Consider the following 13814-nt stretch of genomic DNA (forward strand, 5'->3'; position numbering starts at 1 on the left):
CGGGAGGAGACACGACAATGGCAAGTATTGAGCTTCGTCAGGTCAAAAAGACATATGGCGCGCTGGATGTGATCAAGGGGATCGATCTCGATATCAAGCATGGCGAATTCTGCGTGTTCGTTGGGCCTTCCGGCTGTGGCAAGTCGACGCTTCTGCGCATGATTTCCGGCCTGGAAGCCTTGAGCGGCGGCGATATCGTCATCGGCGGCGATGTCGTCAACACCGTGCCGGCGGCAGACCGCGGTCTTGCCATGGTGTTTCAGTCATATGCGCTTTATCCACATATGACGGTGCGCGAAAATCTCTCCTTTGGTTTGGAAAATATCGGCACGCCCAAAAAGGAGATCGTCGAAAAGATCGCCCAGGTGTCCAAGATGCTGCAGATCGATCAGTTGCTGGAGCGCCGTCCCAAGGATCTCTCGGGTGGCCAGCGCCAGCGTGTTGCGATCGGTCGCGCCGTGGTGCGCGAACCGCGCGTTTTTCTCTTCGATGAACCGCTGTCCAACCTTGACGCTGAACTGCGCGTCGATATGCGCGGTGAAATCTCCGCCCTGCACAAGCGGCTTGGCAACACCATGATCTACGTGACCCACGATCAGGTCGAAGCCATGACCATGGCTGACAAGATCGCTGTTCTGCGCGCTGGCAAGCTCGAGCAGTTTGGCGTCCCGCTCGATCTTTATAATCGCCCAGCCAACCTCTTCGTCGCCGGTTTTATCGGCTCGCCGAAAATGAATTTCTTCGCCGGTGAGGTGATCTCTGGGCCGACACCGCAGCTGAAGATCGCGACGGGTGAACTCATTCCGCTGCCGCAGACCGGCTTTGGCTATGCGCCTGGCCAGAAAGTGACACTTGGTATTCGTCCTAACCATGTGAAGCACGGCAGCGAGGGCTCGCTCACAATGTCGGTACGCACAGCCGAGCAACTGGGCGGCGAATCCTATCTCTACGGTAATCTGGGCGATGGTACGCCTGTGACGCTACACCTATCCGGTCAGACTTCGGTCTCCCCTGGAGAAGTGATCCGCATGTCGGCATCAATCGAACACGTTCATCTTTTCGATACGACGAGCGGGCTGACGCTCAGGCAGGATGTTTGACATGACTGAGAAAAAACTCCGTTCCGCTCGTTGGTTCGCGCCCGACGATCTGCGCAGCTTTGGTCACCGCTCCCGCATGATGCAGCTCGGCTACTCCGAAGAGGATTTTGCCGGCAAGCCGGTCATTGGCATTCTCAACACGTGGTCGGAGCTTAACACCTGTCATTCGCATTTTCCCGAACGGGTGAAGGATGTGAAGCGCGGCGTGCTCCAGGCCGGTGGCTTTCCCGTCGAGATGCCGTCGCTCTCCGTCGATGAGAGCTTCACCAAGCCAACATCCATGCTCTACCGCAACATGCTCGCGATGGAGACGGAAGAGATGATCCGTTCCCATCCTCTCGATGGCGTGGTGCTGATGGGTGGCTGCGACAAGACGACACCCGGCCTTGTGCTGGGAGCCATCTCCGCTGGCGTGCCGATGATCTATTTGCCCGCAGGTCCGATGTTGAGCGGCAACTATGCCGGCAAGACGCTCGGCTCCGGCTCCGACGCCTGGAAATACTGGGACGAGCGGCGCGCAGGCAACGTGACCGATGAGGAGTGGCGCGGCGTTCAAGGCGGTATCGCGCGCTCGGCCGGTGTCTGCATGACCATGGGCACAGCCTCCACCATGACGGCGATCACTGATGCTCTCGGTCTGACACTGCCCGGTGCCTCATCGATCCCTGCCGTCGACTCAGGTCATCAGCGCATGTCCGCCGCTTGCGGTCGCCGCATCGTCGAGATGGTTGACGAGAATCTGACGCCTGACCGCATCTTGAGCCCAGCGGCCTTCCGCAATGCGGCGATCGTTGCCATGGCAACCGGGTGCTCCACAAATGCCGTCGTGCACCTGATCGCCATGGCCCGCCGCGCAGGCGTACCCATGACGCTGGACGAGCTGGATGCACTCGGTCGCGTCACCCCGTTGATTGCCAATGTCCGTCCTTCGGGCAAGGACTATCTGATGGAGGATTTTTATTACGCCGGCGGCCTTCGCGCGCTGATGAAGCAGCTGGAAAGCCGCCTCGATTGTTCGGTGCTGACGGTCACTGGGCGGAGCATGGGTGAAAACCTGGAAGGCGCCAAAGTCTATAATGACGACGTCATCCGCTCGCTCGACAACCCGGTCTATGCCGAAGGCTCTCTTGCCGTTTTGCGCGGTAATCTCTGCCCGGATGGTGCGGTGATCAAGCCTGCGGCCAGCGATCCCAAACTCCATGTCCATGAAGGTCCGGCGCTTGTCTTCGACAGCTACCCCGACATGAAGGCCGCGATCGACGATGAGAATCTCGATGTCACCCCCGATCACGTTCTGGTGTTGCGCAATGCAGGCCCGCTCGGCGGACCGGGCTTTCCGGAATGGGGAATGCTGCCGATCCCCAAGGCCCTGATCAAGAAGGGCCACCGTGACATGGTGCGCATCTCCGACGCGCGTATGTCCGGCACCTCCTACGGGGCCTGCGTGCTGCATGTCGCGCCGGAGAGTTTTGTCGGCGGTCCGCTAGCACTGTTGAAAACCGGAGACATCGTTCGCCTCGATCTGCCGGCGCGTCGCCTCGACATGCTGGTTAGCGAAGAAGAGATTGCCAGCCGGCGCGCCGCATGGCAGCCACCGGCGCCTCGCTACGAGCGTGGCTACGGCTATCTTTTCGCCAAGCACGTGACCCAGGCCGACAAGGGCTGCGACTTCGATTTTCTCCAGACGGATTTCGGCCGCAGCGCTGGCGAGCCGGATATCTTTTAAAGGATTGGGTCGATGATGAAGCGTTTGCTGATCACAGGTGCGGGCGGCCAGCTGGGCAGAATGCTGCGCGGACGCCTCGGTCATGTTGCCGAAGTTGTCCGCCTGTCGGATGTGGTTGAGATTGCCGCACCGGCCGGGCCGCATGAGGAAGTAATGCGCTGCGCGCTGGAGGATGCTGAAGCTGTCCATGAGCTGGTGAAAGATTGCGATGGCATCGTTCACCTGGGTGGCATTTCGGTTGAGAAGGCCTATGATCCGATCGAAGACGCCAATTTACGTGGGGTCTACAATCTCTATGAAGCGGCGCGAGCCAACGGAAAGCCACGCATCCTCTTCGCCTCCACCAATCACACGATTGGCTATTATCCGCAGGGCACGCAACTGACCCCGGAGATGCCCTTCTTGCCCGATGGTCTTTACGGCGTGTCGAAGATTTTCGGCGAGGCGATGGCGAGCCTCTATCACTCCAAGTTCTGTCAGGAGACGGCGATTGTCCGCATCGGTTCCTGTACCGAAAAGCCAATGGATTGGCGAATGCTTTCCACCTGGCTCAGCCATGACGATTTCGTCTCGCTGATCGAGGCGGTCTTCCGCGTGCGAAAGCTTGGTTGCCCCATCATCTGGGGCGTGTCTGCCAACGACGATTCCTGGTGGGACAATTTCCATGTCGATTTTCTCCGCTGGGAGCGCCGCGACAATGCCGCGCGCTTCCGTGAGGAAATCGAACGGATCGTGCCGCGGCCCGATCCGCAAGCGGCCATCGCAAAATATCAGGGTGGCATCTTCATCGATGAACCCATTCACAAGGCGTGAAATGCCTTTATCCATCACGACGAGGACACAACCATGAACAGCGAAACCCGCGAGAAACTATCGACGATTTCCGTCGCGACGCTGGCCACAGCGCTTTACAAGCGCGGCCTGCGCAACCAGGTCATTCAGGGGGTTCGCCCGCTTGGCTACAAGGGCAAGAGCATGGTGGGCCCGGCCTTTACCCTTCGTTACATGCCAGCGCGCGAAGACAGAAATCAGCTTGTTGAGTTCCGCAACCCCGCCCATCCGCAGCGCGTGGCAATCGAGACATGCCCTCCCGGTCACGTGCTGGTCATGGATAGCCGCAAGGATGCGAGTGCTGCCTCCGCCGGCGATATTCTGGTTACCCGCCTGATGGTGCGCGGCGGTGCCGGTATCGTCTCCGATGGCGGCTTTCGTGATGCGGCAACGATTGCCGAGCTGGATATCCCGGCTTATCACACCCGTCCATCCAGCCCGACGAACCTCACCAAGCATGAGGCGATCGAGATCAACGGCCCCATCGGCTGCGGTGACGCGCCGGTCTTTCCTGGCGACATCATCGTCGGCGATGCCGATTGCGTGATTGTCATCCCCGCCGACATTGCCGACGAAGTGGCCAACGAGGCGGTCGAAATGACGGCTTATGAGGATTTCGTCGTGGAGCGCGTGAAGGCGGGCGAGACGATCATCGGTCTTTACCCCTGCACCAAGGATGAGCATCAGACGGCCTTCGCTGCGTGGCGCAAGGCCAATGGCCGCTGACAATCAGCCATCTCTTTGAGAAGATTGCGTCAAGGAAAATGGCCGGGGTCTTCCCCGGTCATTTGTTTATCAGCAAAATCTGTCGATGACCTTGTGATCAGTCGTAGAAGGAATCCACGAACTTGTGACGACCGAGCAGGAATGCATCGGCGACGTGAGTCAGCGGTGCAAGATCGACATCGGATGTCTTCGCTTTGATGATTTCGGCAAATCGCTCGTAAAGGGCAGGATATTCACGCTCAGGCTGGGCGAATTTCAGTTCGCCATTGATAGAGAGCTTTGCGCCGCCTTCGGACAGGACCATTTGACCTGCCCCTGTTTCGGCGACAATATCCCAGCTCTGCTTGCCCGTCTGGCGCCAGTCGAATTCGGCATGAACCGGCATCTTCGTCACGTCAGAGAAATGAATGTCGGCTGCAATCGGCGCATCGCGGTTTTCCGGGAATTCCAACGTCGCCTTGGTGATGAAGAGCGCGCGCGGCAGGATATGGGTGATGATGGAGAGCGCATTGATACCGGGGTCGAAAACACCAAGACCGCCGGCCTGCCAGATCCATTCCTGGTTTGGATGCCACTGGCGCACATCTTCTTTCCAGATGACATGAACGCTGTTGATCTTGGTGGAGGCCAGGAAGCTCTTTGCTGCTTCGACGGCGGGCGCATAACGCGAATGCCAGCTGGCAAAGAGCGAAAGGCCCTTTGAGTCTGCTAGGCGAACCAGATCCTGTACTTCTGAAAGGGTTGCGCCCGGTGGCTTTTCGAGGAAGACATGCTTGCCAGCGTTGAGCGCCGCATAGGCAGCCTCGTAACGATATTGCGGCGGCATGCAGAGCGACACGGCTGTGACGTCAGGTACGGCTGCGATCAATTCCTCGATCGTGTGGTAAGAGGGCACGCCTTCCACCGTACCGTGGCGGCTAGCCGTCGCAATGAGGTCGAAATCCGCATTGGCGGCAATGGCTGGAAGATGCTGGTCGCGAACGATTTTGCCGACGCCGACGATGGCAAGCTTGATGGCTGACATGCTTTTAAGACCCGTATGATGCTCTAAAAATAATACTTTATTACTTGTATCAGAAACCGCCGTTCGGGCAAGCTGTTGCTCGATGCTGTCACCGCAAATCAGTTGATGGATGCAACCAGCAACGGCTTCTGAGCGGGTTTTTTGTAGACCAGATGCACCACCTTGTAGCCTTCCGCTTTCAACTGGGTCAGCAGCGCTGGCAGCATGGTGGCAGTGCGCTTGTGAATGTCGTGCATCAGGATAATCCCGCTGCCGCGGTGACGAAGGGCCGCAATCGTGCGTGACGCGACGAGGGCTGGCGTGTCGGTGAAGTAATCCTTGGAATCGACCTGGACATCCATGATGACGAGCCCGCGCTCGGATACCATGCGTCGAAGGTTGTTATTGTCTGCGAGATAGGGGAAGCGGAAGAACATCACGTCAGTATCAGTTGCTTTCGACACGGCTCTTTCACCCTTGGCAATCTCCGCCACTGCGCGGTCGAATGCGAGGCTGCGCAGATTGGGGTGGCTGAATGTGTGGCTACCGATCGTGTGTCCTTCGGCAACGACCTTCTTGGCAATGGCCGGATGCGCCTGCGCCATTTCGCCAACCATCAGGAAGGTAGCCTTCACGCCAAAGTCGTTAAGTGTCGCGAGGATCCGCTCTGTCTTTCCGGGGACTGGGCCATCATCGAAGCTGAGCACGACTTCCTTATTGGCAAGAGCGATATCTTTTAAGGACGACACCTCAATGTCGCGACCGGCAAGCCCCATAGGGTTGCGTGGACGCATCCATGCCGCCGGCGACAGTGCGACAGGATCATGTGCACCTGCAGTTGGCTTGTCGGGCATCGTGGCGGCAAAGGCGCTTTTTAGCGACCCGTCGGCCTGCGGCTTGCCTGCGCAACTGGAAAGGCACAGCGCAATGGCTGCGGACACGAAGAGTGAGGAGAAGCGCATGAAAAGCTCGGCAAATCAGGGATGACGTTTCTGCCGAGCTTTCTCTCATTATGGTTAACGGTGCGTTACTTTCCCGCTGGGGAAGTAACGTTTCATTTATCCACCCATCGCGTCTTCATATTCACTGGACAAGAGCAGCCATTGTTCTTCCGCTGCAGAAAGTTTGGCGGCCGCTTCTCCGCGCTGCTTGACCTTTTCTGCTGCCTTGGCCGGCGCCTTTTCATACAGCGTCGGATCGGCAAGCTCCGTGTCGAGCGTTTGAATCTGTTTCTCAAGCTTCGCCGTCAAGGATTCGATTTCGTTGATCTTTTTCTTCAGCGGCGCAAGTTGCGCGCGCTTTTCGGCGTTGGCTTTGCGCTGATCGGCCTTGGATGCCTGGTCCCCAGCGACCTCGACCTTCTCGTCCTTCTTCTTGCCAGACGCGATGACGATGTCCCGATACTCTTCCATATCGCCTTCGAAGCTCGTGACCGTACCATTGTTCACTAGCCATAGGCGGTCGACGGTTGCCTCTATCAGGTGTCTGTCATGCGAGATCAGGATCACGGCGCCATTATAATCGTTCAGCGCCTCGATCAGTGCGCGGCGGCTGTCGATGTCAAGATGGTTGGTCGGTTCGTCGAGGATAAGGAGGTTCGGCGCATGAAACGCGGCGAGTCCCATCAGCAGACGGGCTTTCTCGCCGCCTGACAAATCCTTGGCAGCGGTTGACATTTTTTCCGTCGCAAGTCCCATCTGTGCCACGCGTGAACGCACCTGTGCTTCCGCCGCCTGCGGCATCAACTTGCGCACATGCTCGACCGGCGTTTCATTCGGCATCAGATCATCTAATTGATGCTGAGCGAAGAAGCCGATCTTCAGACCTGGGGCCAAACGCAAATCCCCCGCTTGCGCGGGAAGACGTCCAGAAATGAATTTGGCAAAAGTGGATTTACCGTTGCCGTTGGAGCCTAGCAGCGCGATCCGATCGTCGTTGTCTATGCGCAGATTCAAGCCTTTAAGGATCGGCTTGCCCGGCTCATAGCCGACGACCCCGCTCTGGATGGCGACGATCGGCGAGGCGGGTTGCTTTTCCGGCTCGGGGAAGGTGATCGGCTGGACGTGATCTTCGATGACGGCAGCAACAGTACCCATGCGTTCCAACGCTTTGATACGGCTTTGCGCCTGCTTGGCTTTGGAGGCCTTGTAGCGGAAGCGGTCGATGTAGCTCTGCAAGTGCTTGCGCGCTGCATCGCTCTTCACTTTAGCCTTCATCTGCAATTCGTCGGCTTCCGCCTTCTGCCGCTCGAAGGAGTCATAGCCGCCGCGATAGAAGGTGAGCTTCTTCTGGTCCAGATGGATGATCGAATTGACAGCGTTGTTCAAAAGATCGCGGTCATGGCTGATGATAATGACGGTGTGCGGGTAGCGGCGGATATAATCTTCCAGCCAAAGCGTGCCTTCGAGATCGAGATAGTTGGTAGGTTCGTCGAGCAGCAGTAGGTCGGGCTCGGCGAAGAGCACCGAGGCAAGCGCTACGCGCATGCGCCAGCCGCCGGAAAATGAAGAGGCGGGGCGCAACTGCGCATCCTGATCAAAACCGAGACCTGCGAGAATGGCTGAGGCGCGCGCTTCCGCCGAATGCGCATCGATATCGACGAGCCGCATCTGTATGTCAGCGATCCGGTTCGGGTCGGTCGCCGTTTCCGCTTCCTGCAACAGGGCCGCCCGTTCTTTGTCGGCGGCAAGCACGATAGAGATCAGCGAATCTTCGGTGCCTGGCGCTTCCTGCGCCACCTGACCGATGCGCGCATGCTTGGGAATGGTGACGGTGCCGCTTTCCGATGCCAGATCGCCAGTGATGACGCGAAACAGTGTCGATTTTCCCGCGCCATTGCGCCCCACAAGACCCGCTTTGACGCCATCAGGCAGCGAGACGCTGGCATTGTCGAGAAGCAGGCGGCCTGCGATACGGGCTGAAAGGTCGGTAATCGTAATCATGCCAGCCTTTTGGCCGAGTTTACGGGAGCTTGCAAGATGGAGAAGCGGCAAGCCCCGCGCCATCGTGAGCTTCTACAGGGTAGGGGGTGTGATGCCGTCAAAAAGAACCCGCCCATGAGCCGTATTCTCCAGCCGATATTTAACCTCCTCAGGCTCGTTCTCTCCCAGGCGATCGTGCTCGGCGGCTTCGTGATCGTTCAGCGCATGGGCTGGCGGCTGCCACTCGGTCTTTTCGAAATCCTGCTGATACAGGGTGTGTTCTCAGCGCTTATCGGTCGTCTTCTTGGACTCTGGTGGTTCTGGGTGCCGGTGCAAATCCTGCTTCCCTTCGCGGTCGTCTATAATGAAGTCGTGCCGGCCTGGGCCTATGGTCTGGCCTTCATCGCCTGCGTGCTGGTCTTCTGGAACGGTGCCAAGGAGCAGGTGCCGTTTTATATGACAAACCGGCAGACCTGGAACGCGATTAGCGGTCTGGTATCCCGGGAAAATGCGAAATCCTGTGCCGATCTCGGAAGCGGTACGGGGGGTATCGTCATCTATCTGGCAAAGGCTCACCCGGGTGTCCGGGTCGATGGCTATGAGACGGCGCCGCTTCTGACGTTGATCTCCAAGCTTCTGGTTGCGATGAACCGTCGCCCCAATTCGGCGATCCGCTATAAAAGTCTCTGGGATGCCGAGCTGTCTCAATATGATCTGGTCTATTGCTTCCTGTCGCCGGTGCCGATGCCCGGCCTTTACGAAAAGGCCAAGGCTGAGATGCGTAAAGGAACGTTGCTTGTCTCCAATAGCTTCGAGATTCCCGGTGTCACTCCGCTTGATGTTCTGGAAGTGCATGACGCCCGTCAAACGAAGTTGTTTCTCTATCGCTTCTAACTCCGTCTCACCGCTGGTCGTCTCACTTCAAACTCTGTGATGGCAGATATGAAGACTGGTGGTTTGATTTTCGCAGCATCAGCCTGTTCAATGGTGTTGAAAAAACAGGAGTGACCATGTCGATTACGCTTTACACGCTCTGCGGCCGTGACATCAGCCGTCCGTTCTCGCCCCATTGCTGGAAAACCGTTCTGTCGCTGGCGCATAAAGGGCTGGATTTCGAAGAGCGCCCGCTTGCTTTCACCGCGATCCCCGGCATCGAAAACGGCTTTTCGAAAACGGTGCCGGTTTTGCGTGATGGCGACAGGCTGGTAAAGGACAGCTTCGACATCGCGGTCTATCTCGATGAGGCCTATCCGGATCAGCCGTCGCTGTTTAACGGGGAGGGCGGCAAGGCGCTCTCACGCTTTGTCGAAAGCTGGTCGCAGACGCAGCTCCATCCGGCCATCGTCCGGATCGCGCTTCTTGATATTCATGACATGCTGGATGATCAGGACCAAGCTTATTTCCGCGAAAGCCGAACGAAGGCGCTCGGTGCTGCACTGGAAGACGTCATTGCTGAACGTAATGCGGAGATTGCCGCTTTTCCCACTCGTTTGGAGCCCATCCGCAAGATGCTCAGCCGTCAGCCGTTTCTCGGTGGCGAAAGCCCGCTCTTCGCCGACTATATCGTCTTCGGAGCGCTTCAGTGGTCGAGGGTCGCCAGCGGCGTCGATCTCTTTGCTGCCAAGGATCCTGTTCGAGACTGGTTCGAGCGCTGCCTCGATCTGCATGGCGCGAAGGGGCGCAGTGTGACAGCGGCGTGAAATGTCACGCAGCTTCTGCCAATTACGGAAAGCCCCCTTGTTTTCGGGCGTTTGGGCGGGTAAACACCGCCCACTTTCTTTCTATGACAAGGAACCGCAATAATGGCGATTGAACGCACATTCTCGATGATCAAGCCGGACGCAACCAAGCGTAATCTCACTGGCGCCATCACCAAGGTTTTTGAAGAAAACGGCCTGCGCGTTATCGCATCCAAGCGCGTCTGGATGAGCAAGCGCGAAGCAGAAGGCTTCTACGCCGTTCACAAGGAACGTCCTTTCTTCGGCGAACTGGTTGAGGGCATGACCTCCGGCCCGACCATCGTTCAGGTTCTGGAAGGCGAAAACGCCATCCTCAAGAACCGCGAAATCATGGGTGCAACCAACCCTGCCCAGGCTGCCGAAGGCACCATCCGCAAGACCTTTGCTCTCTCCATCGGCGAGAACTCGGTTCACGGCTCCGATGCCCCGGAAACTGCTGCTCAGGAAATCGCCTACTGGTTCGCTGAAACCGAAATCGTCGGCTGATCTGTCGGCTACACCATCGGCTCGAAAATCGGATTCGATTTTCGCAAAAGCGCGATGAGTGGGCTAAAGACACAGAGCAAGATTGAAAAAACGGGGCCGGTAACGGTCCCGTTTTTGTTTGCGCGCAAATGCGAGCTCTTCAAACACAAAAAAACCGGGCATCGCGACGATACCCGGTTTCCGAATTGGGACGAGCGCCTTGCTCAGTAGCTGTTGTTGTTGCCGCCCAGAATGCTCTTGGCGATGCCGGCACCCGCAGGACCACCGGAGAGCAGCTGCTGAAGGAACGTAAGGTCCTTGCCGCCTGTCGGCGTGGTACGAGAAATCGTGTCGAAGACCTTGCCGTCCTGAAGCGTGTAGTTCGCCTTCTGTGTCACGACGCCATTCTTGTCGAAATAGATGGCCAGGATGTTCTGCTCAACCAGCTGCGGTTTCATGAAGGCGGCTTTGCGAACGCGCTTCTGCGAGATGTAATAGAAAACCTCATTGCCAAAGGTTGCCGTGGTCGATGGCGTTCCCATGGTCAGCAGCACCTGCTCACGGCTGGAGCCGACCGGTATCAATTGCAGGGACTGCTCGTCCAGCACATAGCCATTGTGGAAAACGTCCGTCGTGCTGGAGCAGGCCGCAAGCAGGCTCGAAGCAATGACGACGGCGATGGCGGTTTTGCTCAGAAATTTGGTTTTTCCGCCCGACTTCTGCTTGCTCACCTGCGTTTCCCCGACTGCGATCATGAATGGCACCTTCCGGCATTGCGTGTCGTACCGCTTCTGTACACACGATTATGTCAATCCGGGGACAGGAATTCCCCGTTTCACCATGGAATGCAACATGTTTCGGAGACGGCTGCCGTTTGCCAGCGCTTTTCCGTTACTGTTTCAGCACGATGATGAACGTGACTGACCCGGCATTGCAATTCTCGGATGCTTCGGTAAACCAGCTTTCACGATCATGCAACAAGTGCGATGGGCGGGACGCGATTTCGTCGATCGATATTCGGATTTTTCGATGGTTTTTGGGATTTTCAAGAAGAAAAACAACAATCGCGCCATCGTTGACCGTCAATATGCGATATTGACGCAAGCCGCGCGTCAGCCGGGTTTTTATCTCCACATGGATGTGCCCGACACGGTGATGGGGCGCTTCGAGATGCTGGCAATCGTCATGATTCTGTATTTCCATCGCACCAAGGACGCATCCATCAGCGGACAGGAGATCGCTCAGGAAATCGTCGACGCCTTCTTTCAGGACCTCGATCACTCCATGCGCGAACTCGGCATCGGCGACCAGGGCGTGCCGAAACGGATGAAGAAATTTGCAGGCATGTTCTATGGCCGACTGGAATCCTACGCGGCCGCACTCGATGGCGCGGATGCCGATGCTCTTGCGGCAGCGCTGCGTCGCAATATATATCCGCAGGCAGACGAGACCGCGCCAGACATGTGCGCTCTCGCGCAATGGATGATGATGGCGTCTGAAACGCTGTCTTCGCAGTCGGAAGATGCGGTCGTGACGGGAAGCGCCACGCTGCCTTCACCGGATTTTTGAGGTTTTCAATGAAATCGCCCCATGCGGCAAATGATGACGCGCCCTTTTCCTATCTCGTCAAGGTAGGCCATATTTCTGCCAATCCGGTCAGGATTGGTCTGGAGGCGAGCCCGGAAGAACTGGCTGCGCTTGCGAAATTCTGGGATGTTCTCTCCGTCGATTATCTGAGGAGCGAATTGCAGGTAACGCGTTGGAAGAGGGACGGCATCAGAATCAAAGGTCAGGTGCAGGCCGGAGTGACACAGGCCTGCGTTGTAACGCTGGAACCTGTCTCCAGCGTGATCGATGAAAAGGTAGAGCAGATTTTCGTTCCGGAAGGTTCGAAGCTCGCGCGACTGACGACGAATGAAGATGGCGAGATCGTGCTTGATCCCGACGGGCCGGATATTCCCGATCAGTTTGTCGGTGACACGATCGATGTAGGCGTTGTGGTCGCCGAGTTTGCCGCGCTTGCTATCGATCCCTATCCGCGAAAGGCGGGGGTCGATTTTGATGGATTTGGCGACAAGACCCCAATGGATGATAAAAAACCATCGCCCTTTGCGGTGTTGCAAGATTGGAAAAAAGACTGAACGCCTTCGTAAGAAGAGAACAATTCAGTTGTAAGCGTGGGCGGAAACGGTATTTTCGCCCGAAAAATACCGCCATGCGGTCAGAAGGATCAGGGACGAGTGATCAGAATAGCAATTGACGTCATGGGCGGGGACCACGGCCCTGATGTTGTCATACCCGGTGTTGCAAAGGCGCTTGAGCGGCACAACGACGTGACATTTCTGCTTTATGGGCAGAAGGACAAGTGCGATCATATTCTGGCGCAACATCCCCAGCTTCTCGCAAAATCGGAATTCTTCGACTGTGAAGTCTCCGTAGGGATGGATGAAAAACCGAGCCAGGCGCTGCGCCGTGGCCGTTACGTGTCCAGCATGTGGCGTGCGATCGAAGCGGTGAAGGTGGGCGAGGCGGATGTGGCCGTGTCTGCTGGCAACACCGGCGCGCTGATGGCCATGGCCAAGTTCTGTTTGCGCACCATGGCGCGCATCGAGCGCCCGGCGATTGCAGGCATCTGGCCGACACTGCGTGGCGAAAGCATCGTTCTCGATATCGGTGCGACGATCGGCGCAGATTCGCAGCAGCTTCTCGACTTCGCCCTTATGGGTGGCGCAATGGCAAGGGCGCTGTTTGATGTGGATCGCCCGACTGTCGGTCTGCTCAATGTCGGTGTCGAAGAAGTGAAGGGCCAGGAAGAAGTCCGAGAAGCCGGTCGCCTTATCCGTGAGGCGGACCTCGCCACCATCGATTATCGCGGCTTCGTCGAAGGTGACGATATCGGCAAGGGCACGGTGGACGTGGTCGTCACCGAAGGCTTCACCGGCAATATCGCACTGAAGGCTGCAGAAGGCACGGCACGCCAAATCACCACTTTGCTGCGCGAAGCGATTTCCCGCAGTTTCTTTGCCAAGATCGGCTATCTTCTCGCTAAAAGCGCATTCGATGTGCTGCGTGAAAAGATGGATCCGCGTAAGGTCAACGGCGGCGTTTTCCTGGGATTGAATGGCATCGTCATCAAGAGCCATGGCAGCACGGACGCGCTTGGTTTCGCCTCTGCCATCGATGTCGGTTACGACATGGTGCATAACGGTCTGACCGCCAAGATCGAAAATGATTTGAAAGCTTACCACGCAAGAAGACTTCCGCCTCCCGCGCCTGAAGCTCTCGTGGTCGATGAGGAATAAT

At 57.3% G+C, this 13814-nt stretch carries 14 protein-coding genes; 10 read left to right on the plus strand and 4 right to left on the minus strand.

Annotation, left to right across the window (positions count from 1 at the left end):
• Positions 1–17: 17 nt before the first annotated feature.
• The 4 genes from ACQZ5M_RS14890 to ACQZ5M_RS14905 are packed head-to-tail and all read left to right on the plus strand — an operon-like array spanning position 18 to position 4383.
• A complete protein-coding gene (locus ACQZ5M_RS14890) occupies positions 18–1100 on the plus strand; it encodes an ABC transporter ATP-binding protein (RefSeq protein ID WP_449080160.1) in 1083 nt (360 codons plus the stop codon).
• Position 1101: 1 nt separating this feature from the next.
• Positions 1102–2826, plus strand: coding sequence for an L-arabinonate dehydratase (gene araD / locus ACQZ5M_RS14895; protein WP_449080161.1), 1725 nt, complete (start codon positions 1102–1104; stop codon positions 2824–2826).
• A 12-nt stretch (positions 2827–2838) separates the two neighbouring features.
• Positions 2839–3639, plus strand: a complete 801-nt coding sequence (locus tag ACQZ5M_RS14900; protein ID WP_449080162.1) for an NAD-dependent epimerase/dehydratase family protein — start codon at positions 2839–2841, stop codon at positions 3637–3639.
• A gap of 33 nt (positions 3640–3672) precedes the next feature.
• Entirely contained in the window at positions 3673–4383 is a 711-nt protein-coding gene (locus tag ACQZ5M_RS14905) for a ribonuclease activity regulator RraA (protein ID WP_449080163.1), read from the plus strand.
• Between the two features lie 97 nt (positions 4384–4480).
• Here the strand turns inward: ACQZ5M_RS14905 and ACQZ5M_RS14910 are convergent, their stop codons facing one another.
• The 3 genes from ACQZ5M_RS14910 to abc-f all read right to left on the minus strand — a co-directional run bounded on the left by ACQZ5M_RS14910 (position 4481) and on the right by abc-f (position 8328).
• Positions 4481–5407 (minus strand): Gfo/Idh/MocA family protein, encoded by a 927-nt coding sequence (locus tag ACQZ5M_RS14910; RefSeq protein ID WP_296075103.1) that lies wholly within the window; start codon positions 5405–5407, stop codon positions 4481–4483.
• Positions 5408–5505: 98 nt separating this feature from the next.
• Positions 5506–6348 carry a polysaccharide deacetylase family protein gene (locus ACQZ5M_RS14915; protein ID WP_296075105.1) on the minus strand — a complete coding sequence of 281 codons (843 nt, stop codon included), beginning with the start codon at positions 6346–6348 and terminating at the stop codon, positions 5506–5508.
• A 96-nt stretch (positions 6349–6444) separates the two neighbouring features.
• Positions 6445–8328, minus strand: coding sequence for a ribosomal protection-like ABC-F family protein (abc-f, locus tag ACQZ5M_RS14920; protein ID WP_449080246.1), 1884 nt, complete (start codon positions 8326–8328; stop codon positions 6445–6447).
• A 114-nt stretch (positions 8329–8442) separates the two neighbouring features.
• On the opposite strand from abc-f, the gene ACQZ5M_RS14925 reads away from it, so the two are divergent.
• The 3 genes from ACQZ5M_RS14925 (at position 8443) to ndk (ending at position 10532) form a co-directional block, all read left to right on the plus strand.
• The gene (locus ACQZ5M_RS14925) at positions 8443–9201 is read left to right on the plus strand and encodes a class I SAM-dependent methyltransferase (RefSeq protein ID WP_296073779.1); all 759 of its coding nucleotides are present in this window, start codon (positions 8443–8445) and stop codon (positions 9199–9201) included.
• A gap of 116 nt (positions 9202–9317) precedes the next feature.
• Positions 9318–10007, plus strand: coding sequence for a glutathione S-transferase family protein (locus ACQZ5M_RS14930; protein ID WP_296073781.1), 690 nt, complete (start codon positions 9318–9320; stop codon positions 10005–10007).
• Positions 10008–10109: 102 nt separating this feature from the next.
• Positions 10110–10532 carry a nucleoside-diphosphate kinase gene (gene ndk, locus ACQZ5M_RS14935; RefSeq protein ID WP_062425595.1) on the plus strand — a complete coding sequence of 141 codons (423 nt, stop codon included), beginning with the start codon at positions 10110–10112 and terminating at the stop codon, positions 10530–10532.
• Between the two features lie 203 nt (positions 10533–10735).
• On the opposite strand, the gene ACQZ5M_RS14940 is transcribed toward ndk, so the two are convergent.
• A complete protein-coding gene (locus ACQZ5M_RS14940; protein WP_296022251.1) occupies positions 10736–11266 on the minus strand; it encodes an outer membrane protein assembly factor BamE in 531 nt (176 codons plus the stop codon).
• A 274-nt stretch (positions 11267–11540) separates the two neighbouring features.
• Here ACQZ5M_RS14940 and ACQZ5M_RS14945 point away from each other — a divergent pair, with 274 nt between their 5' ends.
• The 3 genes from ACQZ5M_RS14945 to plsX all read left to right on the plus strand — a co-directional run bounded on the left by ACQZ5M_RS14945 (position 11541) and on the right by plsX (position 13813).
• Entirely contained in the window at positions 11541–12080 is a 540-nt protein-coding gene (locus ACQZ5M_RS14945) for a ubiquinol-cytochrome C chaperone family protein (RefSeq protein ID WP_449080164.1), read from the plus strand.
• 8 nt (positions 12081–12088) lie between these two features.
• The gene (locus ACQZ5M_RS14950; RefSeq protein WP_296022245.1) at positions 12089–12652 is read left to right on the plus strand and encodes a YceD family protein; all 564 of its coding nucleotides are present in this window, start codon (positions 12089–12091) and stop codon (positions 12650–12652) included.
• 99 nt (positions 12653–12751) lie between these two features.
• Positions 12752–13813, plus strand: a complete 1062-nt coding sequence (gene plsX, locus ACQZ5M_RS14955; RefSeq protein WP_296022243.1) for a phosphate acyltransferase PlsX — start codon at positions 12752–12754, stop codon at positions 13811–13813.
• The last annotated feature ends 1 nt before the right edge of the window (position 13814 follow it).

The sequence above is a fragment of the Rhizobium sp. 22-785-1 genome (genome assembly GCF_053521965.1).

Excerpts from the sequence above, each read along its gene's own strand:
- ndk (WP_062425595.1), top strand. The coding sequence starts at position 10,110 with ATGGCGATTGAACGCACATTCTCGATGATCAAGCCGGACGCAACCAAG.
- ACQZ5M_RS14890 (WP_449080160.1), top strand. The coding sequence starts at position 18 with ATGGCAAGTATTGAGCTTCGTCAGGTCAAAAAGACATATGGCGCGCTG.
- ACQZ5M_RS14940 (WP_296022251.1), bottom strand. The coding sequence starts at position 11,266 with ATGATCGCAGTCGGGGAAACGCAGGTGAGCAAGCAGAAGTCGGGCGGA.
- ACQZ5M_RS14925 (WP_296073779.1), top strand. The coding sequence starts at position 8,443 with ATGAGCCGTATTCTCCAGCCGATATTTAACCTCCTCAGGCTCGTTCTC.
- araD (WP_449080161.1), top strand. The coding sequence starts at position 1,102 with ATGACTGAGAAAAAACTCCGTTCCGCTCGTTGGTTCGCGCCCGACGAT.
- abc-f (WP_449080246.1), bottom strand. The coding sequence starts at position 8,328 with ATGATTACGATTACCGACCTTTCAGCCCGTATCGCAGGCCGCCTGCTT.
- ACQZ5M_RS14905 (WP_449080163.1), top strand. The coding sequence starts at position 3,673 with ATGAACAGCGAAACCCGCGAGAAACTATCGACGATTTCCGTCGCGACG.
- ACQZ5M_RS14930 (WP_296073781.1), top strand. The coding sequence starts at position 9,318 with ATGTCGATTACGCTTTACACGCTCTGCGGCCGTGACATCAGCCGTCCG.
- ACQZ5M_RS14900 (WP_449080162.1), top strand. The coding sequence starts at position 2,839 with ATGATGAAGCGTTTGCTGATCACAGGTGCGGGCGGCCAGCTGGGCAGA.
- ACQZ5M_RS14945 (WP_449080164.1), top strand. The coding sequence starts at position 11,541 with ATGGTTTTTGGGATTTTCAAGAAGAAAAACAACAATCGCGCCATCGTT.
- ACQZ5M_RS14915 (WP_296075105.1), bottom strand. The coding sequence starts at position 6,348 with ATGCGCTTCTCCTCACTCTTCGTGTCCGCAGCCATTGCGCTGTGCCTT.
- ACQZ5M_RS14910 (WP_296075103.1), bottom strand. The coding sequence starts at position 5,407 with ATGTCAGCCATCAAGCTTGCCATCGTCGGCGTCGGCAAAATCGTTCGC.
- ACQZ5M_RS14950 (WP_296022245.1), top strand. The coding sequence starts at position 12,089 with ATGAAATCGCCCCATGCGGCAAATGATGACGCGCCCTTTTCCTATCTC.